A 21,588-nucleotide genomic window follows, 5' to 3' on the forward strand; every position below is an offset into this window, starting at 1 on the left:
TAAAAGCTTTAATCCTTTTTATCTTTCTTGTCTTTCTTATCTTTCTTATCTTTCTTATCCTTCTTGCGTTTAGATTCCTTAGGTAATTTATCTAACTTACCGTTGGCGTAAAGGCACCAGACTTTAATTTCCTCTAGAAGTTCAGTGAGGTCCTCATAAGATAGGTTTTTAAAGTCTTGTAAGCCGATGGCTCCGGACTCTTGAAGCTGTTTAACAGCGTCTTCGTACTTATATTCACTCATAAATTTCCACGTAAAGTTGTAAGAACGGGGTAATCCTAGCAAAGTAATATGACAAAACCCCTTTTTCTGATATTTCTGGGGTTTTATTGAGTTTTGCTCCTTAAGTTCAATGAAAAATTACACAATTTTGCGAATTTTTAGCGAGAGATAGACGCCAGCACCAGCCATTGCCATGAGGACCATCACGATATAGAAAGACTCCTTAAGCCCAGGAAGGTCCTCCATATTCATTCCCATGATTCCCGTGATCAGGGTCATGGGTAAAAAAATGACTGTCATGACTGAGAGTACTTGTAAGTTACGGGCATTGAATTCGGCAACGTGGGCAGCTTGTTCATCCTGCAGAATTTTGGCTCTGTCATATAAATTTGAAATTTCTTGCACTAAATGGGAAAGTAGATCGAGGTCATCGCTCAGCCTGAGCTTGTCTTCTTCCGAAAACCAGTAGGGAACTTTCTTTTGTAGGCGATTTAAAGCAATGAGTTCTGGTGAAAATTGCCTTCTTAAGCGACTGCAATCGATGTGCGTTCTTCCCAAGTACTCATGTTCGGGAAGCTCTTTTGCTTTTAATAGCAGCTCCTCTTGATCATCCATGGTGTCGGAGAGTTGGATTAATAAGGTTCGCAGATATTCAGCGCGTAGATCAATCAGTTCATGGAACAATTCGATGGCCGAGCAAGGGTTGAGGGCTCCACTTCTCAAGTCAGAGCGCAGTCGATCTGTTGTTCTTAAGGGATTGTTGCGCAGAGAAATCATTAATCGTGGAGTGAGAATGGCCCATAGAGTCCCCAGGCTATGATCGCTATCCTCGTTGCCAAACTCTTGCTGAAAGTCATTCATCACCATTAATAAGCAATCGTCCAGCTTTTCAATGCGCTCAAGACGACTACGAGTTACTCCTTCATCAATCATTTCGACAACGCGATCCGGAATTAAGGGCGTATTTTGAAGCCAGCGCTGCACTTGAGAATTGGATAAATTGAGGTGAAGCCAAATCGATAACTCTGGATTGCTTAGTGCATCTGCGATATCAAAAAGTGGAATTTCAAAATTTTTCCCCGAGGGTGACATAGCCCAAGCAAAGACGACACCATTAATGGGGAAGGGTAGCGCCGCGTTGACTATTGTTGTCATATTGATGTCTTGTGAAAGGGTTAAATTAATTTCTGTAATAAAAAATTAGGAGGTCAGCAATGAAACAATTTTTTTTCAAAGTCTTGCTTATGTGGCATGAAGTGCGTGCTGCTTATCGCGGTCGGTATGATGGGCATCGCTTAGGTAGTTAAAAACGCCAGGTAAAGCCAATTTCAGAGCGGGATGCATTCATGCCGGTATTGCTTAGCACTAAACCCATATTGGCAGCACTTCTCATATAAGAAAGTCCAATGTCTAGACTTTCATTAGCTGAGAATATTGCTGCCAGAAGAGCGTAATTTGTTAGATATTGCTCTGTACTGGGTGGATTGGTGGTTATACCCATATCTAAGGCTAGTCGGAGCTTTTCCATTACACGCCAAACGGGTGCAGCTGAAAAGAACAGAATATTGGTTCGGTTTTCTGGAGGGCCTGCACCAATTGCATAGTTTGTGTTGTAAAGGGACTTGGTGTACATCGCATTGATATGCACTTCCACCGAATCCCAATAGCGTGAGCCAATGAGGTTCAGTCCGTAATTAGGGAGTGCTAAATCCAAGCCAGCAACTTGCTGTTGCGGTGAACCTGGGAGGGTAATGCTGGGTTTAATTGCAATAGCCCATTTCCCATCCTCATCTTCAGCAAAGCGCCACTTTAGAGCTAGGACCTTATTGGAGATCGGCGAGTAGTTTCCTCGTGGCGCAGCATAGTAGGTAGTGCCAAATGACATCTCAATATTCTCAGCAATACCTCTTGTGTAGGTGAATGGGAAGGCGCTAGCACCTGATCCACCAAAGTACTCCTCGCCAGGTGTAATGATGTCAACGGTTGCAGCGCTTCCGCTACCATGGCTTGCGGTTTTGAAGTAGTACTGCTCAATTTGATTCGTATTTTTAGCTACAGTACCTGCATCATCGGTATTCAATGGCTCAAATGCAGAACACATCGCCGAGAAAAAGAGTAGAAGAATAGCGATAAAACGCATGGGATAGCTTGCAAAAGATAAACTCTTTAAAAATACAAGGTAATTGTTACGACTTGATGTAATTGCCGAAAAACTTTGCAATATCTTTTGCTTGTAATGAGTAATTAAACTGAAATATTCAATCAATAAGATAAAGCGATATTCATATCTCGAGAGTTAACCATGATTGAGTCTAAAAAAATGGATTTATCCAAGGTGTTCAGGCCGTATCTTGAGCAATCTTCTGATGAAAGATCGAATATTAAAGAGCATTTACTAGCCCACAAATTTAGCAAGATTGAAAGTCGTGCTGCCGGCTTTTTATTGGATAAAAAATACGCATTAAATCTAGACGAGGTAATTTAATTACTGCGCATATGGAAAAGCATTACAACATTCTGTTCTTATGCAATCGAAATTCAGCAAGATCCATTATTGCTGAGGCTTTAGCAAGCACCTTAAGCCATGGACGTTTTACTGGCTATTCTGCTGGTGCGAACCCTTCGGGATTAGTTCATCCTTATGCCCTCGAAATGGCTAAAGCGATGGGGTATCCGATCCAACTCTTGAGGAGTAAAAGTTGGGATGAGTTTGGCAGAGAGGGTGCTCCAAAGATGGATTTCATTATTACCTTATGCGATACGGCGATGGGTGAGGATTGCCCATATTGGCCTGGACATCCATCAATTGCTCACTGGGGATTTCCAGATCCAGCATCTATCGAAGCAAGCGATGTTAAAGCAATGCTGTTCGCATTTAAACAGGTTGAAATTGGACTGCGCAACCGAATTGAGCTTTTAATGGATCTGCCCATTGAGACACTCGATAGACTGGAGATGAAGGAGCGACTTCATAATATTCACTATAGAAGTAAATTCTTGTAGTCTTTTTGCGTGATTGAGTCCAATTGATTTTAATGTCTTCATTCTGAAATATTTCCCTGTCATGATCTATTTGTGAATAGATTGAATCAAACTCAGCATGCCATCATTACTTGCCCAAATTGTCAGGGCCATGAAGTTTTGGATGTCGCTCAAGCTAGCTCCATGCACCTTTACAGATGCCCCTCATGTAGCGGCTTCCTAAAGGCAAAATCGGGGGATTGCTGCATATTGTGTAGCTTTGCCAACAGGGATTGCAGTAGTTCCGAGCAAAATTTAGCCGCTTAAGCTTTTGCCAGTAGACTAGGCTTCATTTTCATGAATATGTCATGAGAGTTTCATAAAATAGACATATTCATATTGAAACCTGTTAACTGGAACAATTTTGGCTGTTAATAAAGATATTTCAGGAAATAATCCTCGCGATTTGGTGGCTGCAGTCGACCTTGGGTCGAATAGTTTTCGCATGCTCGTTGCTCAGGTGGTGAAAACACCATCGGGAACCCAGCTGCGCCCGATTGATACTCTGCGTGAGTCCGTGCGTCTTGCGGCAGGTCTTACCGATAATAAGCTGCTGGGAAATGATGCCTATCAACGTGGCTTGACGGCTATTCGTCGCTTTGGTGAGCGCATTCGGGGCTTTGATCCTTCCAAGGTACGCGCTGTTGCAACCAATACCTTAAGGGTGGCAAAGAATGCCCCCAGCTTTATTCGGGATGCCGAAGAGGCTTTAGGTTTTCCCATTGAAGTGATTGCAGGGGTTGAAGAGGCGCGTCTGATTTATATTGGCGCTGCTCATGAGGTTTCTGCTGTCCAGGGAAATCGCTTAGTGGTTGATATTGGTGGCGGCTCTACTGAGTTCATCATCGGTAAAGGCTATGAGCCAAAGTTGATGGAGAGTCTCTATATTGGCTGTGTTTCGCATAGCCTACGATTTTTCCCTAAGGGCAATATTGATGCCCATGCTTTTAAAGAGGCGGAGTTAGCGGCACGTCGAGAGATTCAGGTGATCTCTGGGGCTTACCTCAAAAGTGGCTGGAAACAGGTTATTGGCTCGTCTGGAACAGCTCGTGCTTTGGCAGACCTGATCGCAGAAAATAACTTTAATGGCCACCAAAGCGAAGGCTTGACCATGGGCCGCGTGAATGGCGCTAGTGGGCTCATTACTCGCGATGGCTTGAGATCCATGAAGAAGCATCTTCTCAAGTATGACAATATTAGTCAGGTAGTGCTGCAGGGCCTAAAGGATGATCGTAGATCGGTCTGGCCGGGTGGTTTGGCGATCATGATTGCTGTCTTCGATGAGCTGGGTATTGAGAGCATGGAGGTCACAGACGCTGCACTGCGCGTAGGAGTTTTGTATGACCTGCTAGGCCGCTCACAACATGACGATATGCGCTTTGTCACAGTAGAGCAGTTTATGCAACGCTATGCCGTTGATCGCGAGCAGGCAAAGCGAGTAGGAATACACGCCGCAGAATTTTTATCTCAATTGCCAAAGCCAGACTCTGAGGATCGTGAAGATAACATCGCCTTGTTGCAATGGGCTGCTAATCTTCATGAAATCGGTTTATCGATTGCTCACAACGGTTATCACAAGCATTCGGCTTACATTGCAGGCAATGCGGATATGCCAGGTTTTTCAAAGAATGATCAGGCAAGGTTAGCTGCGCTTCTCATTGGTCATGCGGGTAAGTTGGGTAAGCTAGCCAATAACCCCAGCTTTAGAGATTGGCGAATGCTGTTCTGCTTGCGCTTATCGCAGGTGCTTTGCCGCGGTAGAAGTGATATTCAACTTCCCAAGGTTAAGGTATCCGAAGTCGATGGCTCTTATTTGGTAAGCCTGTCAAAAGATTGGGTGGATGCGCATCCCTTGACCGAATTTAGTTTGCTAAAAGAAGCGGCCGAGTGGGAACGTATCGGCCGGCCTTATAAAGTAATCTTGCGTTAATTACATGCCCAAGAAGTGCTTGGCGTAGCGTGGATTGATTTCAGATAAGCGGAGCATGGTGAGTACATCAGCAGTATTAAAGTCTGGATCCCAAGCTGGTGCGCTACAAATTTTGGCGCCTAACTTGAGATAGCCTTTAATCAAGGGCGGGGGCTCAACTTGCAAACCACCATTTAATCGCTCTAAGGGCAGAGGCAGTCGAGGGAAGGCATGATTCTCGACTGGAGCCATTTGATCATTACTCAGTGAGTTGTATAGGCTGGCGGCAAAATGACCACCATCTGCCATCGGAATGCTTGCGCAACCAAGCATGATTTCATAATCGTGTTTTTGCATGTACTGAGCTAGACCACTCCACAATGCCATGATGACAGCGCCAGAGCGGTAGTCAGCGTGAACACAGGAGCGACCCAATTCAACCATCTTGGGGCGCAAGTGATTTAGGCGAGAAAGATCAAATTCAGAATCTGAGTAGAGGCGACCAATCTCAGCGGCCTTGTGCGGAGGAAGGACTCGATAGGTGCCAACCACCTTCAGCGTCTCTTGATCGCGGATGAGCAGATGGTCGCAGTAGGCGTCAAACTCATCGATATCCAAGTCTTCAGGATGAGCGGGTAAGCTTGCACCCATTTCTTCTGCAAATACTTTGAAACGCAAACGTTGCGCTTCCTTAATTTCATTAGGATTTGAGGCCCAGCTAATTTGAAAGGCAGGGCGCTTGGGTTTGCTAATTACCTTTTCATTAGCAATTGGCTCAATGGCCAGTACTTCGTTGCGAGCACGCAAAGCAAACTTTTTGCCAAATAATTTCTTGGCAATTTTTTTGGAAAAAAGCTTTTTAATTGCCTTGGCTTTGCTGGTTTTCTCTTTCTTTGGCTTTTGCTCAAAGCGACCATTGAAAAGATCAAATGCAGCAAGAGGATTTGGAATATCAGACATGAGTTTCCTTAAATAGGTTTAATCAATCGTAAAAGGACTCTGTTACCAATTGATGACAAGTGGAATGCAAATGGTGGCCCAAAGTAGGGCAGCAATGAGCAGTGCCAACATGACGGCTGCTGAGCCAAAGTCTTTGGCTCTTTTAGACAAATCATGATGCTCAAAGGAGATTCGATCAATCGCCGCTTCCACGCTGGAATTGAGTAACTCCACTACTAAAACAAGTATTAAGGAGGAAATTAAGACGCATTTTTCGATTGGGCTAATAGGCATCCATAACGCTATCGGGGTGAGTAGGGCTAGTAGGGTTAATTCTTGTCTAAAAGCGCTTTCTTCCTTATAGGCATACACAATGCCGCACCAAGAGTTTTTCGCTGCGTGCCAAGCTCTGGTGAGGCCGCGATTCCCTTTGTGCGGGTTTTGCTTAATATCGTATGGAGTAGTCAAAATATCGGCTTAAGCTAAGGCTGTTAGATGAATCTGCGCAGAAGGCACAGGTTTGAGGTGTTTGGCAAATTGCTCTGAGGCAGCTCTCCAAGAGAATTTCTCAGCATGTGCTCTGGCAACCTCACGTGGGATTCGTAAAGCTTGCATACAGGCTTCCCTTAGATCTTCGTTCATTGCACCTGCAGGAGAGTCACCCAGAACATCAATTGGGCCGGTAACAGGATAGGCGGCAACAGGGGTGCCACAGGCCATAGCTTCAAGCAATACCAAGCCGAAGGTATCGGTTTTACTAGGAAATACAAATACATCAGCGGCTGCATATACCTTTGCTAGTTCATCTTGCTGCAAAACGCCTAGGTAATTGATATTGGGATATTTTTGCTTAATCTCCGCCATGGCAGGGCCATCGCCTACAACCCATTTCGAACCTGGCAAATCAATTTCTAAGAATGCATTGATATTTTTCTCGACGGCAACCCGTCCAACATATAGAAAAATAGGGTGTGCACTATTCAGTGCTTTAGAGCCCTGCATTTTGAAGATATCTAGATCAACACCACGTGACCAGAGCACCACATTTTTAAGCCCGTATTCTTCAAGATCATTTTTAACCACAATGGTGGGTGCCATTACTGCCATTGATGGACCATGGAACCAGCGAATAAAGGCATAAGTGATTGCCAATGGAATTCCTGTACGAGCTTTAACGTACTCTGGAAAGCGGGTATGGTAGGCGGTAGAAAATGGCAGATTATTTTTAACGGCATATGCGCGTGCAGCAAGACCTAAGGGACCTTCGGTGGCAATATGCATCGCATCAGGAGCAAATTCTTTAATTCTGCGTGCTACTTCTTTGCCGGGAAATAAAGATAGTGCAATATCCGGATAGGTGGGGCATGGAATGGATTTAAAACCATTCGGCGTAATCATTTCTATCTCATGGCCCATGCCAATGAGTTCGGAGCGGGTCTGCTTGAGAGTTCTAACAACGCCATTGACTTGTGGATCCCATGCATCCGTAATAATCATTATTTTCATGCGATAGCCTCTTTATTAAGAACTTGAACAGCGGGTTGATGAGCAATTTCTGCTGCGACTACTGGATCACCTTTGATGTGTGTCCAGTAAATAATTTTGAGTTCACCGGTAGTTGTTTCCACCAAGGCCGAAAGACTTTCAACCCAGTCACCATCATTGCAATAGAGCAGGCCATCGATCTCACGAATTTCTGCTTTATGAATATGGCCGCACACAACACCGTCGCAGTCACGCAAGCGGGCTTCTCTAGCCATGATGTGTTCAAAATCAGCGATATAGCTCACTGCATTTTTGACTTGATGCTTGAGGAACTGGGAAAGAGACCAGTACTGTAAACCCATCTTTACGCGCAACATATTGAAATAGCGGTTGATGTAGAGGATGAAGCTATACATGGAATCACCAACGTAGGCGAGCCACTTGGCGTATTGCATTACCCCATCAAATAGATCGCCATGTGTAACCCAGAGTTTTCGGCCATCAAGCGTAGTGTGGATGACCTCTTCTTGAACTTTGATATCACCAAAAGACATGCCAAAGTATTGTCTGGCAGCTTCATCATGATTGCCAGGAATGTAAATGACTTCAGAGCCCTTACGAGCTTTGCGTAGTAACTTCTGCACTACGTCATTGTGTGATTGGGGCCAGTAGAAAGACCGTTTTAATTTCCAGCCATCAATAATATCCCCCACCAAATAAAACGTATCTGCTTCATTGTGTTTTAAGAAATCGAGGAGGTACTTTGCCTGACACCCAGAAGTTCCAAGGTGTACATCTGAAATCCAGATAGCTCTGTAGTGCATCATGTGTTCAGATTAAGCCCGTTGTTTATGAAGGCCTCATGACACTTTTAAGTCAGTTTGATGACTTGATTTATATTCTGAGCTTATGACAATTCATGTATCGACAGATAAAACATCGCCTAGCAAGATATTGCCTATTTTTGTTTGGGTGAAAGTATTCATTCACGTCCTTGCAGGTGTTTTCACGCTCTCACTGATCTTTCCATTTATTAGCCAATCTCAAAAAGATTACAAAGTTCAGCAATGGTCAAAGCGCCTCCTGCATATATTTAATCTAAAGTTGATAGTCACTGGTTTGGAAAATGTGACATCTGCCCCTGCTTTATTTGCGTCAAATCATATTTCTTGGCTAGATATTCATGCCATCAATAGCTGTAAGCCAATCCGCTTTGTTGCTAAGTCAGAGGTAAGAGCCTGGCCCATTTTTGGCTGGATGGCAAAGCAATTGGGAACTGTTTTTATACGCAGAGATAGTGCGCGACATGCCAGGCAAGTAGTGGAGCAAATGGCAGAAGTGCTCAATACTGAATCGATTTGTATTTTTCCAGAGGGAACATCCACCAACGGAGCTCAGGTATTGCCTTTTAAGCCCAACCTGTTTGAGTCTGCCTTGCTTGTCAAATCCCCGATTTATCCTCTCTCCATACGCTACCTCACCGAGAAAACGGGCTTGAGGAGTGACTCACCAGCTTTTATTGGGGAGATGGGGCTTTTGGAATCGATGTCTAGGGTGATCAATCACCCTGGCTTGCTAGTCCGAATAGACTTTTTACAGCCTTATCACCCCCAGATTTCTGGGGATTCTGATCGTAAGCAGGTGGCAGCATATTGTCAGGAAGCGGTCGCCCAAACCCTATAAGCAATATATGTAATAAAAATGTCATACTCTTGGGATAAAAAGATACAACGCCTTAGAGGAATAAATGACATCAAAACATAAAGAGATGGCTGAATGGTATCAGCGTGCTCAAGAAGAAATTCTCGATAGCATGGATGAAGAGCTCGAAATGGAGCTCGATGATGATCGCCTCTCGCAAGATGGTGGAAGTGTCTCAGTTATCCCCCGAAATGTTTACTTTAAGGAATTATTTCGCCTGCAAGGTGAGCTAGTAAAGCTTCAAGACTGGGTAGTAGAGAATAAGCTCAAAGTGGCTGTTTTATTTGAGGGGCGGGATTCAGCCGGTAAGGGTGGCGCAATTAAGCGGATTACCCAGCGACTCAATCCACGGGTTTGTAAAGTAGTTGCTCTTACGGCTCCCAGTGAGCGCGAGAAAACCCAATGGTACTTTCAGCGTTATGTTGCCAATCTACCTGCCGGCGGAGAAATCGTTCTATTTGACCGTAGTTGGTATAACCGCGCTGGTGTAGAAAAGGTCATGGGATTTTGTGCTGATGACGAGTATGAGGAATTTTTAAGGACGGTCCCTGAGTTTGAGCGAATGATAATTCGTTCTGGAATTATCCTTATTAAGTACTGGTTCTCTATTTCGGATGATGAGCAGTACAACCGTTTCATGATGCGTATTCATGATCCATTAAAGCAGTGGAAGCTTAGCCCGATGGATTTAGAGGCCAGACGCTTGTGGGAGGCCTACACGAAGGCAAAAGAAACCATGTTGGAGCGTACATCTATACCGGAAGCTCCTTGGTGGGTTGTCGCTGCAAATGATAAGAAAAAGGCGCGCCTAAACTGCATTACGCATCTACTGGATCAAATTCCTTATAAAGAGATTGACCATCCTGTAATTACATTGCCGGAGCGAGTTCATAACCCAGATTACTTGCGAGGTCCAGTTCCCAAGGAAATGTACGTTCCCGAGATTTACTAATTTTTTCTGGACGGTGTTAATCTCTCATTAATAATCAATGGGAGATAAACATTGAAATCAAAGCTAGAAATAACGAATCGGGAATTTAAGCTTCTAATCAAACCACAAGGGCTGGATAGGCGGAGAACGGTTACTGCATTAAGTGATCAGATCCTCAATTTTTGCAAGAAAAATAAAGTAGACTTTTTCCATCTAGACAATGCGGAAACCGGTTTGCGTAGTATCTATTTTTACGACACTCCAGGCGAGGATTTTCGTCTAAATAATGTGATTCTCCGAGTGCGTGAGTCTCGGCAAAATATCTGGGTTGATGATTGGTGTGAGGTGACTCTCAAGTGCCGCACAGGCGATATTGAGAAATCCAATCAATTTAATCCGACCCCAAAAAAATCACTGAAGTCTCGTTTGCGCCTCAAAGAAGAAATTCTACGAGGCGATGCGATTGGTTCCGCAAGATCCATCTATTCCAACAATGCCATCTTGGATGCGGTACCAATCGATACTCTCTTTGAGCGATCTTTATCCAGCGTCATTAAGTTTTTCCCGGGATTGGCTAAGCTCCCTATTGATAGGAAGAAGCCACTACGTATTGTTGGTGGTAATACGAATAAGATTCTGGAAGCGTGTTTGCCAATTGGCAATTTAGTTTTTGGCGATGGGGTGCAAGCCCATTGTGAAATCGCGATTTGGATGAGAAGCGTCGGCGATCCAATTGTTGGTGAGCTTGCATTTTCATATCGAGTTAATGATGCCAATAGAAAGCAAGCTAAAGCGCATAAACGCGCAGATAAATTCTTTAAAAAGCTGCAAATTGAGTTGGCTAACTGGCTTGAAATTGGCAGTACAAAAACAGCTTTGGTTTACGGAAAGCCTGAATAGGGATGGCTTTAGATAATGAGGTCGTCAATGCTGGAGTGCCCAGCTTAAAAGATCTCTTTGTGCAATTTTTCATCATCGGAGCGGTTAGCTTTGGTGGTGGAATCATTGCTTATGAACGAATCTTATTGGTCGAGAAACGCAAGTGGCTTTCGGCAGATGAATTTATGGCTTACTTGGCGATTAGCCAAACCATGCCGGGCCTTAACTCCGTTAACCTCGCAGTAATTTCTGGCGATCATTTGCGGGGTGCCTTAGGTGCAATTACAGCAACTTTAGGTCTCATCCTGCCGGGATCGATCTTTGTATTGGCAGTGGGTATCATCTATGCGAGTGCCGCAGATCATCCTTTGGTTAACTATGTTTTAGCAGGTATTGCCGCTGCTGCAACTGGACTTTTAGCTGCTATCACCTACAAGATTGGCAGTGACCATTGGCGACATGTGCAATCGTTGCTCATTATTACCTGCACTTTTTTATTAATGAGCATTGCTAAATTATCCTTGCCCTACGTCATCTTAATTATGGCGCCGATTTCCCTGTATTTATATCGGCCTAGTAAAAAAGCATGAGTGCATTAATTCACTTAGCATTGAGCTTTGCCTTGCTATCCATTTTGGCGGTTGGTGGAGGCACTGCAGTATTGCCGGAGATGCAAACAGTACTAGCGCAGCAGTTCGGCATTAACCATACTCAATTCGTTCACATATACAGTATTGGTCAGCTTGCACCAGGACCTAATATGTTGATGGTCCTCGTGATTGGCTATCAAATTGCAGGGCTGATAGGGGCTGGGGTTGTATTACTTTCTTTCTTCTTACCATCGAGCTTCTTGTGTTTCTACGTTGGCCGTCTATGGAATCGTTTTGGTGAAAACCCCTGGAGACGTTCTATCCAAAATGCATTGGAGCCCATTTCAATTGGCTTAATGGCTTCTGGTGTCTATGCTGTAGGCAAGGCTTCTGTGGTGGGGGGGATTACTGCGGCGCTTGCGCTGGTGACTCTTTACCTCATCCTCAGAACCAAAATTAACCCAGTATTGGTTATTTTGGGTTCCGGAGGATTTGGTGCGTTACTTATGGCCTATTTGAAATAGTCTCGGTTTAGAAAGTCCCTCTTAAGCCCACCATCAGACTTCTGCCTGGTTGTGGGGCATACAGTCTCACAGCCATTGGTGTAGTGGCATAACGAATTTGCTCATTGAGTAAGTTCTTCAAATTCATATACACAGTCCAATTCACATCCTTAATCTTCTCTGTGTATGAGATGCCTGCATTCAAGAGGTTGTAACTTGGTGCGGGACCAATTTCCCAGCTAGCCAATCTATTCTGTTGGTAGCTATAGATATAGGTTGCATTGGTGAGCCAGCCATTGCGTTGATGGGCCAGTTCTGCACCTAAACGAGGGGCTGGTTGAAGTGGCAGATTGCCACCGGCATCAAAAGTACCTTGAGAGGCATCACCAAAGATGCGCCCACCAACACCATGCTGTTGCCAGTTATAAGTCAGCTCACCTTCAATGCCTTTGATCGTTGCTGCAGCTTGCTGTGCAACCACAACGGAGAAGTTTTCAACATCAGGCACTGATTGACCAGTGTAGTAACCGTAAATGTAATTGTTAAAGCGGTTGGCATAGACGCTTGCCTTACCGCGCATCAAACCACTGGTTTTTTGAATATTAAATTCCAGATTGTGAGAGGTTTCTTTATTGAGATTGGGGTTACCAATATCAAACGTTGCCGTAGATTCATGTGCTCCATAAGAGTAAAGCTCTTGAGCGCTAGGAGCGCGCTGAGAAACGGTATAGGCAACACCAGCGCCATGACCTTGCAGAAAGTTCCATAAACCGCCAGCCGAGTAGGACAGTAAATTAAAGTTGCGATTTTGGAGGCTGATGGCTGGAGTATCTCCGCCAGTATTCACTGGCTCTGGTACCAACTCGGTTCCCAAGTTCGGCTTTTGAGCTACGTTGTTGTAGCGCAGACCTAAGTTCCCTTGTAAGGAATTCCATCTGCCTTCCTCTATCCAAAATAGCGCATTGGAGTTTGTTTTGGTTGGGGGAACGATGGCGTAACTTCCAGAGCCAACTTCTGTGGCATTAAGAGATGCTGCTGATACTTGGGCTCCAAAAGTACCTTTCCAACCGGCAATGGGATTATGAGCTAATTCAAAGCGAGCTTCATTGGCGATATTTTTCCAGAGTGAGGCTGCTTCCCCTTGGTTATTAAATTCAGTATGGTTGTAGTTGGTATTTGCGGCGCTAAATTTAAATGAAGAGAAGCCCGCAAATGGATCGCGTGTTTGATGTTGTAAATCGTAGCGATTCTGTGACTGATTAATCGAGCCACCTTCAGGTGTTGGGATGCCGTAGTTATTATTGAGGCGCTCAACCGAAACACCGGTATAGCCGTTCTGACCGATATAAGAAACACCAACACCTAAATTATTCTGGTTGCTAAAAGAGTTAGGAAGTTTGCCGGTGTAATTATTTCCAAGATTCCCCTCTGCTGGAACAGTCCAGCCACCCGGAGGCTCTCCCTGAGACTGCGTGGAGCTACCTGGAATTGAGTAGTTATTCGCATTATTAATCGCTGTATCTACGTGTACCGCAACTGAATCAAATGCACCATCAACTTCTACCGAGCCAGCTCTACCGTTATTTACAGTCTCATAACTGGTGTTGATAGCACCTGTTGCTCTATCGGGTAAGTTGGTCAGGATTCGATCATTAACTACGTTAACTAGTCCACCACTGGAGCCTGAGCCGTAGAGTAGGGCGGCTGCACCACGCAAAATCTCGACTTGATGGGTATTTTGCATATTGTTGCCAACAGCATGATCCTGAGAGATATTGGAGACATCGCCTACTGATAATCCATTTTGTAAAATCTGAACACGAGCACCTTCAAGTCCACGAATCACTGGGCGTGATGACCCCGCGCCATAGCCTGTAGCGGATACGCCTAATTCATTGGCAAGTGTGGCACCCAATGTAGTGCCTAATTTATTAAGAAGCTCATCACCTTGCAGAATCTTGGTGGGCGTCAAAATACTTTGTGTTGCCTCTTGTGAACCGGTGGCAGTAATTTCAAGAGAAGGTTCTGATTGGGAAAAAGCGGTAGTGCTCATTAATCCTGAAACTAAAACGCAGATGAGTTTGCGCTTAGCTAATAGCTTATTGATTTGGTGCATGATATTTCTTTCAATCCTAATGTGCGCCAACGACTGGGTGGCGCAATAAATCTAGAGGCCAAACAAATTAAGTTTGGCGTTTTGGGCGATTTACAGGATGAGGCTAGGTGGAGCCCTAGATTGATATAGCCCCACATGAATGCGGGCTGGCAAAGAGTCATTCGATGCCACTTGCACTTCATGGAAGAAGTTATTGGCAAAGAAAAGATTGGGTTCAGAAGTGGCGAATCCGGCAAGCGTAAGTGCATCAAGCAAATGGCAGCTTACTGAACCATGTCCAAGCGAAGGGGCTTGATCTACACAAGTCTGTTCAACACTTTGGTGATGGATTCCGGAGTGAGAAATGCTGTGGGCAAAGCCAATCCAATGAGTGCCTAATAAGCTGGCAAGCAAAAAACTCAGGGCGATCCACCCCCGGAATTGCTTGTTCAAATTGCTTGTAAATAAGGCTTTCATGCACCGAATCTTACAGTATTTGCTCCAACAGGCCATCTCGGTGTAGAATATTGGTTCCGTCGGAGTGTAGCGCAGCCTGGTAGCGCACCTGCTTTGGGAGCAGGGGGTCCAAGGTTCGAATCCTTGTACTCCGACCACTTTCTCTTAGTTTTACGTATTTTCAGTCCCAGTACACACTGCCTATAGCTCAGCTGGATAGAGCAACGCCCTTCTAAGGCGTAGGTCGCACGTTCGAATCGTGCTGGGCAGGCCAAATTTCCCCAAGTTAATATTTTGCAAGCTTGTTCAGGCTGTTCTATTGGCTTAACTCTGGCTGATCATGATCTAGCTTTGCTATCGTAGGAGTGGCCTTGGGTCTAGCGTGAGGGATCCAGTTGACTATCGGCAACTCAGACGAAATTTTGACCCTGGTGATCTAGTGTCGGTTCGGCTCGATTCGGAGGTGTCCGGTTACGTGACGGTTGAATGGCTCTTATAGGATGGCTTGCTGACGTTAAACTTGGGTAATTTGTGGTGGCTGGGTGGCTCTCTATCAGCGGCTCTACGACTGGGGTGAGGAAGATAAAGATTAGCTTTAACCCCAAAAATCGTTGGTCGCAGTAATTTATCCTTATCAAAGTTCGAAATTCTGTATATTTAATGCCTATTGGTCTTGTGGCTGATACGTTGATTGTTCAATTCAAGACAGCTCTAGCCAATATGACCCTCAGTTTAAAAAGCCACCTCAGTTTTATCGCTTGCTTGATTGCATCATCATGGACATTCGCTGATGAACCATCGCCATATTCGCCATCTTTTTTTCTGAATCCTTATCAGGTTGAGTGGGATTCAAATATTGAAAATATTCGAACTGATTACACAATTAACTCACCCGTATTAAAAAATTCCGCTACCTCAATAAATAATAATTTCTTTCAAAAGATTTCTATAGGCTTACCCAACAGTTTTGCTGTCGGAATATCTGATCTTTACGTGCAAACTGTCGTTACCAATCCGCTTAATACCAATGCGGCAACACAAGGATTTAAAAATCCAGTTTTGTCTGGGGCCAAGTTATGGGCTATCAATGATTGGATGTTATTGAAAGTGCTTGGTAGTGTGCAACCTAATCTTGGTGTCAGGGCTGGCGTTAGCACCTATAACTTGGGGGCTAGCGCTATCTTCATTGGATCAAGTGACTGGCAAGGTAGCCTTACCGTTAATGAAACAACGAATGATGCTGGCTACGGTGGCGCCCCTTCAGTAACGGGACTGGTCTCAAAGACGATAGGTGAGTATGTGATTAACGCATCAGTTGGCGTGACACGTTTCCCCTCAATTTTGATGACTTCTGGGTATGCGGCCTCATCCTATTTGTATTCAGGCAACTTAGAGCTTAGTCGCCCAATTGCCAACCAAGTGTGGCTGGGAGCAAACTATGGCATAGGAAGTAATCAATATACCTATACCCAAAACTTTATGAAAATCCCATACAACAATCGAACACTCTATAACGCTGTTGGGGTAAGTTTAAAAGTTTTGTTTTAACTGTTGGTAATGGATAGGGGTAGGTATAGCTGATAGCCAGTGCCCCATACTGAATGGATAATTCGGCGCTCCGAGCCATCTAGCGCTGGCTGAATTTTTTTTCTAAGTCGGCTAATAATATTTTCCAAAGAGCGTTTTGTCATGGTCTCCATTGCCAATTGCTCCGAAAGAATCTCGCAAATACTCTCTGACTCCAATGAATGATTGGGCGCTTGAGCTAAAGCTTTGAGTAATAGCATTTCTACCGCAATCAATTGGATGGTATTTTTATCATTTGGTGAAATCAATTGACCTGATTGGGTTTGCAAGATCCAACCATCAGGCTTAAATTCTGTAATGCGTCTAGCTAGGCTATTAATGGCCGCTAACAACTCTTGAGGCGGAGTTGGCTTGGGAAGGTAAATATCTGCCCCGTGCTCATAGCTTTTAATGCGATCGACCAAAGCGGTTCGGGCTGAAAGCATAGCAATCCCAATTTGAGGATAAGAGGCGCGAACAAATTGCGCAATTTCAAAGCCGGATTGACCCGGTAAATTTAAATCTAAAATAATTACATCAATCGGTTCTGCAAGTAGTAGATCATGCAAGGCAAGCCCATTGTTAGTCTCGTGAACGATGAATTGATGGGATTGCAAGAATTGACTTAGCTCTTCGCGCAAAATAGCATCATCTTCAACGATCGCAAGCCTCATTTGAATTGGAATGCGATTCATTGGGGGAGTTCAATCGTAAAAGTTGCATCATGATTGATGTATTGATATTGGATTGCCCCACCAAGAACGGCGCACAGTTCTTTGCAAATATATAAACCCAGACCAGACCCTCTAGTTTTTTGGGCTAAGGGGTGCCTATAAAAACGGTGGAATAGGGAGTGAGGTTCCGGCGCTAGTTCTGGCGGGACAGGATTTGCAATTGTTATGCGGATGCCACTATGGCCATTTATAAAAAATGTCTGAGCGCGAATGGTGATTTTAGAATCGGCACTCGAGTACTTCAGACTATTTTCAATTAAATTACTTAAAATAATATGCAGAAATTGGGGATCAGTGTGAATGAATGTATTGCCTTGAATTGAGAGAATAGCCTGATTCTCGCATTGTAAATTTTCAATAATGTTACTAATAAATTCTCTTACATTAATTTCCGATGGGCTAAATGGTAGAGATTTTTGGTCGATCAAATTCATGAGATTACAACGCTCGATAATTGCATCCATATTGGAAATAGAGCGATTAATATTTTTTAAACGACGTTGATCATGTGGACTGTTACTATCAATCGATTGACTAAGGGTATCTATGGCAAGGCCAATGGATGCTAATGGATTTTTGAGCTCGTGAGTTAGCATATCAATTAAAGTTCTGCGATCCTTCAGTAGCTTAGTTTCGTACTCGGATCGCAATTGGGTTTCTGTAAGTGCAGCCTTGACTTCAAGCAGCTCTTTTCGTGCAAGTCTATTTTGAAACACAATAATGGACAGCATCACTAATGGATTAACAAAGTCGGTGAGTCGCGATAAATAAATGGGAATTTGACTGTTGTTTTGGACTGGGAATAAAACGGCAAGTATTGCCAGTATGATAAGCAGTATTGAGAGGCAAAACCCCAAGATCAAAACGATTTGTAGGGTCCTGCCAATTGTGGGGGTCTTGTAAATCGCAATGATTTGCAAGATGGGTGCTACAAAAACAGCCAATAGCATAATAGGATTTGCAATATTGGCTTTACCAATGCCAATTAAAAGCATTGAGATGCCCACCATTAGGTATATTGCATAGCATGATGGCTTATACCAGCGGGGTACTTTTTTGCCGAGTAAGAATGCCGCAGATACCCAAACCCATAAAGCGAGCCGCATGCAAAGTGCCCAGTTAAAAATGAGCTCATTGAGCAAGGGCTCATGCGGGAATATGTAGATAGCTAGTATTCCGCTCCCAGATATAAGGCACAGCATCAAGTTGGCCGCAGAGATGCTAAATCGAGCCATGATGGTAGTTGGGTTTAGGGCGGCACTTACAAGAGAAAAGGCAAGAATGGCAAAAAGTATCCCAACCTGAACGCCGATACCTAGAAAATGTGCATAGTTATGAGGCCCTTCATTTGTCCACGGGCTGACTGTAACGGCTATATGTGTAAGGCTAGATGCTTGTATCCTGAGGTAGAAAGTATTCGATGTCTTTGGGTTAAGTGGCACAACAAAAAGATGACCACCAATCTGTTTGTGAGTTCTGTCACTTAGAGTGCGAGCCCCAGCTTGTTCATTTACCCAACCACTATTGCTTCTCCAAAAAAGATCAATCTGTTTCAGAAAATAGGGGCTTACTTGAATTGCAATTGACCTTATGTCTTGAAATTCATCGCTTAACTGTATTCGCATCCATCGCGGGGACTCTTCAAAACCCGAATTTAAAGGCAAATACTGCGGTTGGTAGTCACAATTTACCGCCTCTGCAATCTGATTGGAGGGGGCCTGAGTTTGACAGTAATCGACTTGGTATTGAAATGACTTGGCCGGATCAACGTTAGGCAAACTAGCAAACGAGGTATTAATTAATAAAAGAAGGGCGCAACAAACAAAAAGTTTGCATTGAGCAAAGGTCGTCCTAATATTCACCTAGCCAGTTTATTTCAAAAGCAAAGTATTGCGCTCAACTCCCTAGATGCACATAACCATATGAATCTGAGAGGAAGTGAGAGGAATTCGCATTGCTTTATTCAATAATTTGAGTGAAGTAGTTGTTCATCACAAAAATAAAATTGAAGCTACAAATAATGGATATCTCTGATGAAAAATTTACATAAAGTTCTGCTATTTGGAATTTTTATCTCCCTACCCTTAACATCGGTACTTGCCCAAACTTGTTCAGGCTCCTCAATCATTGTCAGCTCCATTCAGACTTGTGCTAATGGTGCAACAATTACCTCAACCTCAACACCGCTAAGTAATAGCTTTAATGAGGGCACTATTTCTAATGCCAGTTCTGCAAATAGCTACTCCTCATTTTATGTCGATGGATACTCCATTGGTACGCTAACCAACTCGGGAGACATTATTAATACGGCTGGTTCTGATAATAATGCGTCTGCAATTGGCACAACAAATAATGGATCCATAGTTGAGGTGATTAACTTTGGAACAATCAGCGGCTTAAATACCTACGGAATCATAAATGGTTTAGATTCGACAGGTGGCTACATAGGAACGATCACGAATAATATTGGGGCAACTATTTTCGGTGGCTATAGTGCGATTGAAAATTACGATAATAACAACACCATATCAAATATAAGTAATAGTGGTTCTATCATTGGCGGTCCAGGATGGTATGGTGTTTTGAACTACGGAACTATCACTGCATTCACAAACAATTCGACTGGTGTAATTTCAACTACAGACAGCGGATATGCTGTTACTAACTATTTTCAGATGGGAAATTTTATAAATAATGGGAATATAAGCTTTAATGGTGCAGGGGGTATTGGCTTTTATAATGGATATTACAGTGTTGATTACCCTAACCCAACTGTTAATAACTTTATTAATAATGGTAGCATTTTAGGCGGTGCTGATACGTATGGTATTTACAACGGAAATGTAAATGGGGCCACAATTGTTAGTCTAACTAATACAGGTACTATATCAACAGGTTTGGGCGGTGTTGGTATTTTTAATGAAACGGCCAGTAGTATCGTTACTTTAAATAACCTCCAAGGCGGAAACAGTTTTACTGCGGCAACAACTGCATTAACTTACCAAGGTAACCTGCCGACAAATTACAACATTATCATTAATTCACCTACTCATTATGGTCAACTTGCTGGTGCAAGTTTGAGTGGTGCAACAACTTTTGGCATCTATGCTGGCTCAGCTCTCTCTAAGGGGTCTTATACGTCAGTCCTTTCAGGTTTTACTACATCGAATTTAGCCGGCACAACTTCAGGAAATTACAACGGCTTTACATGGAGTCTAAATAATTCTTCTGGAAGCATTTGGGATCTGATTGTTACCGGCGCATCAACAGCCGACACTCAACAGTCTTTGGTTAATACCGCAGCTTCACTTCAAAACACATATACCCTTCAAAACTCAGTCTTAGCCAATAGTTTTACCTATGACTGCGATGTATTTGGCGCAAACAATATTTGTATTTCAGCTGGTGGTCGAAATACAGCTGTGCAAGCAGCTAATGGAATGAATAACACTAGCGGATTATTGATTGCTGCTTATCGTGCAATGCCCTTAGTTCGTGTGGGCGCTTACATAGATCAAAACTTATCTGTGAATAATGCTGGCTCTACCGTCAATCTAGGCAACAACACACCACTCATTGGGCTATTTGGAGTTTGGAGCGAAAGACAAGATGGCACTGGTACTCAGGTGAAGGTATCTGCTGCTTATGGTCAAAAGAACACCACTATTACTCGTCAAGTGGTTGGTACTAGTGAAGCTGGTTCAGGATCTTCGCAACTCAATAGCCAAGGCGCTCAAGTCGTGGCTAAGTATGGCTTTGGTATCACTGAGAATACGGTGCTATCTCCATATGTGGGTATGCGTTATACCCAAAACAATATGGGGGGCTATACAGAAGGCACTTCTGCAACAGTTACTGCACCATTAACCTACAGTGCACTCAATACCAATGCAACGACTGCATTAGCTGGAGTAGGCGCCCATCATCGCTTAACTCCCAAGGCCACACTCTTTGCTAGTGCTGGGATAGAGTCTGATACCAATGCTAGTAATGGCACTTATTCTGCAACTGGGATTAATGGATTAACCTCGGTGAACTTTAATGCCAATCCAGTAACCACAAGACCTACTGCTTCAGTAGGTGCTACCTATTTAGTGGAGAAGAATCAGCAACTGGGTCTATCGGGGATTTATAGACAAGAGCCTTATCAAGCGGTATCGACAACTACTGTCATGGCGACTTATACGGTTGGCTTGTAAGCACTAGTTCAAATATATGAATCGGTTAAGAACTTCAATGCTTGCAACAGTCATTATCCTGGTTGGATGTCAATCAGTTGCAAACTATCAAGCTAACTTGCAGGCCTGGGTTGGGCAGAGTGAGCAAAACTTAGAGGCTAGCTGGGGATCTCCATCATCTATTGCCCTGAGTGGTGATTTGCGCCTAATTTCCTACCTTCAAAACGATGGTGCATACGTTCAGGGTGGGTATTGGGCCGGAAGGGTAATGCCTTTGTACTGCACCACCACTTTTACTATTCAAAACGATATTGTGATCCAAGCTCAATTTGTTGGCAATCAATGCCAGTCATATTAATTAGGAATTTTTCGGGGGACTA

At 43.8% G+C, this 21,588-nt stretch carries 23 protein-coding genes and 2 tRNA genes; 14 read left to right on the top strand and 11 right to left on the bottom strand.

The genetic code is table 11. The annotated features are described in order from the left end of the window. Positions 1 to 8: 8 nt before the first annotated feature. The 3 genes from A2X74_RS05300 to A2X74_RS05310 all read right to left on the bottom strand — a co-directional run bounded on the left by A2X74_RS05300 (position 9) and on the right by A2X74_RS05310 (position 2,361). Positions 9 to 242 (bottom strand): hypothetical protein, encoded by a 234-nt coding sequence (locus A2X74_RS05300; RefSeq protein ID WP_215365947.1) that lies wholly within the window; start codon positions 240 to 242, stop codon positions 9 to 11. A 117-nt stretch (positions 243 to 359) separates the two neighbouring features. Beyond that, the gene (locus A2X74_RS05305; RefSeq protein ID WP_293626203.1) at positions 360 to 1,376 is read right to left on the bottom strand and encodes a CorA family divalent cation transporter; all 1,017 of its coding nucleotides are present in this window, start codon (positions 1,374 to 1,376) and stop codon (positions 360 to 362) included. 148 nt (positions 1,377 to 1,524) lie between these two features. Beyond that, a complete protein-coding gene (locus A2X74_RS05310) occupies positions 1,525 to 2,361 on the bottom strand; it encodes a hypothetical protein (RefSeq protein ID WP_293626205.1) in 837 nt (278 codons plus the stop codon). A 162-nt stretch (positions 2,362 to 2,523) separates the two neighbouring features. On the opposite strand from A2X74_RS05310, the gene A2X74_RS05315 reads away from it, so the two are divergent. The 4 genes from A2X74_RS05315 (at position 2,524) to A2X74_RS05325 (ending at position 5,172) form a co-directional block, all read left to right on the top strand. Further along, positions 2,524 to 2,706 carry a hypothetical protein gene (locus A2X74_RS05315; RefSeq protein ID WP_293626207.1) on the top strand — a complete coding sequence of 61 codons (183 nt, stop codon included), beginning with the start codon at positions 2,524 to 2,526 and terminating at the stop codon, positions 2,704 to 2,706. A gap of 11 nt (positions 2,707 to 2,717) precedes the next feature. Continuing rightward, entirely contained in the window at positions 2,718 to 3,224 is a 507-nt protein-coding gene (locus A2X74_RS05320; RefSeq protein WP_293626208.1) for an arsenate reductase ArsC, read from the top strand. 72 nt (positions 3,225 to 3,296) lie between these two features. Further along, positions 3,297 to 3,509 carry a GDCCVxC domain-containing (seleno)protein gene (locus A2X74_RS10990; protein ID WP_363925322.1) on the top strand — a complete coding sequence of 71 codons (213 nt, stop codon included), beginning with the start codon at positions 3,297 to 3,299 and terminating at the stop codon, positions 3,507 to 3,509. Positions 3,510 to 3,687: 178 nt separating this feature from the next. Continuing rightward, positions 3,688 to 5,172 carry a Ppx/GppA phosphatase family protein gene (locus tag A2X74_RS05325; RefSeq protein WP_293626269.1) on the top strand — a complete coding sequence of 495 codons (1,485 nt, stop codon included), beginning with the start codon at positions 3,688 to 3,690 and terminating at the stop codon, positions 5,170 to 5,172. Here A2X74_RS05325 and A2X74_RS05330 read toward each other — a convergent pair whose 3' ends face one another. Genes A2X74_RS05330 through A2X74_RS05345 form a run of 4 tightly spaced genes read right to left on the bottom strand, consistent with a single transcriptional unit; the run spans position 5,173 to position 8,399 of the window. Then, on the bottom strand, positions 5,173 to 6,111 hold the full coding sequence (locus tag A2X74_RS05330; protein WP_293626209.1) for a GNAT family N-acyltransferase: 939 nt from the start codon (positions 6,109 to 6,111) through the stop codon (positions 5,173 to 5,175). 42 nt (positions 6,112 to 6,153) lie between these two features. Then, on the bottom strand, positions 6,154 to 6,558 hold the full coding sequence (locus A2X74_RS05335; protein WP_293626210.1) for a diacylglycerol kinase: 405 nt from the start codon (positions 6,556 to 6,558) through the stop codon (positions 6,154 to 6,156). 9 nt (positions 6,559 to 6,567) lie between these two features. Next, positions 6,568 to 7,596, bottom strand: coding sequence for a glycosyltransferase family 1 protein (locus tag A2X74_RS05340; RefSeq protein WP_293626212.1), 1,029 nt, complete (start codon positions 7,594 to 7,596; stop codon positions 6,568 to 6,570). Next, positions 7,593 to 8,399 carry a UDP-2,3-diacylglucosamine diphosphatase gene (locus A2X74_RS05345; protein WP_293626271.1) on the bottom strand — a complete coding sequence of 269 codons (807 nt, stop codon included), beginning with the start codon at positions 8,397 to 8,399 and terminating at the stop codon, positions 7,593 to 7,595. The genes A2X74_RS05340 and A2X74_RS05345 overlap by 4 nt, the downstream gene beginning before the upstream one ends. An 85-nt stretch (positions 8,400 to 8,484) precedes the next feature. Between A2X74_RS05345 and A2X74_RS05350 the strand changes: the two genes are divergently transcribed. The 5 genes from A2X74_RS05350 (at position 8,485) to A2X74_RS05370 (ending at position 12,200) form a co-directional block, all read left to right on the top strand. Then, a complete protein-coding gene (locus A2X74_RS05350; RefSeq protein ID WP_293626213.1) occupies positions 8,485 to 9,258 on the top strand; it encodes a lysophospholipid acyltransferase family protein in 774 nt (257 codons plus the stop codon). A gap of 64 nt (positions 9,259 to 9,322) precedes the next feature. Further along, positions 9,323 to 10,228 carry a polyphosphate kinase 2 gene (ppk2, locus tag A2X74_RS05355; RefSeq protein ID WP_293626214.1) on the top strand — a complete coding sequence of 302 codons (906 nt, stop codon included), beginning with the start codon at positions 9,323 to 9,325 and terminating at the stop codon, positions 10,226 to 10,228. A 51-nt stretch (positions 10,229 to 10,279) separates the two neighbouring features. Continuing rightward, positions 10,280 to 11,107 carry a hypothetical protein gene (locus A2X74_RS05360; protein ID WP_293626215.1) on the top strand — a complete coding sequence of 276 codons (828 nt, stop codon included), beginning with the start codon at positions 10,280 to 10,282 and terminating at the stop codon, positions 11,105 to 11,107. Between the two features lie 2 nt (positions 11,108 to 11,109). Continuing rightward, entirely contained in the window at positions 11,110 to 11,676 is a 567-nt protein-coding gene (locus A2X74_RS05365) for a chromate transporter (RefSeq protein WP_293626217.1), read from the top strand. After that, positions 11,673 to 12,200 (top strand): chromate transporter, encoded by a 528-nt coding sequence (locus A2X74_RS05370; RefSeq protein ID WP_293626219.1) that lies wholly within the window; start codon positions 11,673 to 11,675, stop codon positions 12,198 to 12,200. The genes A2X74_RS05365 and A2X74_RS05370 overlap by 4 nt, the downstream gene beginning before the upstream one ends. Positions 12,201 to 12,207: 7 nt before the next feature. On the opposite strand, the gene A2X74_RS05375 is transcribed toward A2X74_RS05370, so the two are convergent. Together A2X74_RS05375 and A2X74_RS05380 are read right to left on the bottom strand one after the other, a co-directional pair. Beyond that, positions 12,208 to 14,295, bottom strand: a complete 2,088-nt coding sequence (locus A2X74_RS05375; protein ID WP_293626220.1) for a TonB-dependent receptor — start codon at positions 14,293 to 14,295, stop codon at positions 12,208 to 12,210. Between the two features lie 90 nt (positions 14,296 to 14,385). Then, positions 14,386 to 14,751: a hypothetical protein gene (locus A2X74_RS05380; RefSeq protein WP_293626221.1), complete on the bottom strand. Its 366-nt coding sequence runs from the start codon at positions 14,749 to 14,751 to the stop codon at positions 14,386 to 14,388. Between the two features lie 60 nt (positions 14,752 to 14,811). On the opposite strand from A2X74_RS05380, the gene A2X74_RS05385 reads away from it, so the two are divergent. The 3 genes from A2X74_RS05385 to A2X74_RS05395 all read left to right on the top strand — a co-directional run bounded on the left by A2X74_RS05385 (position 14,812) and on the right by A2X74_RS05395 (position 16,278). Beyond that, positions 14,812 to 14,888 (top strand) — tRNA-Pro (locus A2X74_RS05385). A 39-nt stretch (positions 14,889 to 14,927) separates the two neighbouring features. Continuing rightward, positions 14,928 to 15,004 (top strand) — tRNA-Arg (locus A2X74_RS05390). Positions 15,005 to 15,390: 386 nt separating this feature from the next. Beyond that, complete coding sequence (locus A2X74_RS05395) at positions 15,391 to 16,278, top strand: hypothetical protein (RefSeq protein WP_293626223.1); 888 nt, start codon at positions 15,391 to 15,393, stop codon at positions 16,276 to 16,278. Here A2X74_RS05395 and A2X74_RS05400 read toward each other — a convergent pair. Both A2X74_RS05400 and A2X74_RS05405 read right to left on the bottom strand, forming a co-directional pair. Then, on the bottom strand, positions 16,275 to 16,991 hold the full coding sequence (locus A2X74_RS05400; RefSeq protein ID WP_293626224.1) for a response regulator transcription factor: 717 nt from the start codon (positions 16,989 to 16,991) through the stop codon (positions 16,275 to 16,277). The genes A2X74_RS05395 and A2X74_RS05400 overlap by 4 nt on opposite strands. Next, a complete protein-coding gene (locus A2X74_RS05405) occupies positions 16,988 to 18,808 on the bottom strand; it encodes an ATP-binding protein (RefSeq protein WP_293626225.1) in 1,821 nt (606 codons plus the stop codon). Before A2X74_RS05405 ends, A2X74_RS05400 begins: the two co-directional genes overlap by 4 nt. A 255-nt stretch (positions 18,809 to 19,063) precedes the next feature. On the opposite strand from A2X74_RS05405, the gene A2X74_RS05410 reads away from it, so the two are divergent. Together A2X74_RS05410 and A2X74_RS05415 are read left to right on the top strand one after the other, a co-directional pair. Continuing rightward, positions 19,064 to 21,229, top strand: coding sequence for an autotransporter outer membrane beta-barrel domain-containing protein (locus tag A2X74_RS05410; RefSeq protein ID WP_293626227.1), 2,166 nt, complete (start codon positions 19,064 to 19,066; stop codon positions 21,227 to 21,229). A 16-nt stretch (positions 21,230 to 21,245) separates the two neighbouring features. Continuing rightward, positions 21,246 to 21,566: a hypothetical protein gene (locus tag A2X74_RS05415; protein ID WP_299764767.1), complete on the top strand. Its 321-nt coding sequence runs from the start codon at positions 21,246 to 21,248 to the stop codon at positions 21,564 to 21,566. Positions 21,567 to 21,588 lie beyond the last annotated feature (22 nt).

The organism is Polynucleobacter sp. GWA2_45_21, from assembly GCF_001830325.1.
In the GTDB taxonomy this organism is placed as follows: domain Bacteria; phylum Pseudomonadota; class Gammaproteobacteria; order Burkholderiales; family Burkholderiaceae; genus Polynucleobacter.

Coding starts and splice junctions, on each gene's coding strand:
- A2X74_RS05380 (WP_293626221.1), bottom strand. CDS start 14,751: ATGAAAGCCTTATTTACAAGCAATTTGAACAAGCAATTCCGGGGGTGG.
- A2X74_RS05315 (WP_293626207.1), top strand. CDS start 2,524: ATGATTGAGTCTAAAAAAATGGATTTATCCAAGGTGTTCAGGCCGTAT.
- A2X74_RS05370 (WP_293626219.1), top strand. CDS start 11,673: ATGAGTGCATTAATTCACTTAGCATTGAGCTTTGCCTTGCTATCCATT.
- A2X74_RS05365 (WP_293626217.1), top strand. CDS start 11,110: ATGGCTTTAGATAATGAGGTCGTCAATGCTGGAGTGCCCAGCTTAAAA.
- A2X74_RS05300 (WP_215365947.1), bottom strand. CDS start 242: ATGAGTGAATATAAGTACGAAGACGCTGTTAAACAGCTTCAAGAGTCC.
- A2X74_RS05375 (WP_293626220.1), bottom strand. CDS start 14,295: ATGCACCAAATCAATAAGCTATTAGCTAAGCGCAAACTCATCTGCGTT.
- A2X74_RS05345 (WP_293626271.1), bottom strand. CDS start 8,399: ATGCACTACAGAGCTATCTGGATTTCAGATGTACACCTTGGAACTTCT.
- A2X74_RS05330 (WP_293626209.1), bottom strand. CDS start 6,111: ATGTCTGATATTCCAAATCCTCTTGCTGCATTTGATCTTTTCAATGGT.
- A2X74_RS05340 (WP_293626212.1), bottom strand. CDS start 7,596: ATGAAAATAATGATTATTACGGATGCATGGGATCCACAAGTCAATGGC.
- A2X74_RS05400 (WP_293626224.1), bottom strand. CDS start 16,991: ATGAATCGCATTCCAATTCAAATGAGGCTTGCGATCGTTGAAGATGAT.
- A2X74_RS05305 (WP_293626203.1), bottom strand. CDS start 1,376: ATGACAACAATAGTCAACGCGGCGCTACCCTTCCCCATTAATGGTGTC.
- ppk2 (WP_293626214.1), top strand. CDS start 9,323: ATGACATCAAAACATAAAGAGATGGCTGAATGGTATCAGCGTGCTCAA.
- A2X74_RS05410 (WP_293626227.1), top strand. CDS start 19,064: ATGAAAAATTTACATAAAGTTCTGCTATTTGGAATTTTTATCTCCCTA.
- A2X74_RS05320 (WP_293626208.1), top strand. CDS start 2,718: ATGGAAAAGCATTACAACATTCTGTTCTTATGCAATCGAAATTCAGCA.
- A2X74_RS05350 (WP_293626213.1), top strand. CDS start 8,485: ATGACAATTCATGTATCGACAGATAAAACATCGCCTAGCAAGATATTG.
- A2X74_RS05325 (WP_293626269.1), top strand. CDS start 3,688: ATGCTCGTTGCTCAGGTGGTGAAAACACCATCGGGAACCCAGCTGCGC.
- A2X74_RS05310 (WP_293626205.1), bottom strand. CDS start 2,361: ATGCGTTTTATCGCTATTCTTCTACTCTTTTTCTCGGCGATGTGTTCT.
- A2X74_RS05395 (WP_293626223.1), top strand. CDS start 15,391: ATGCCTATTGGTCTTGTGGCTGATACGTTGATTGTTCAATTCAAGACA.
- A2X74_RS05415 (WP_299764767.1), top strand. CDS start 21,246: ATGAATCGGTTAAGAACTTCAATGCTTGCAACAGTCATTATCCTGGTT.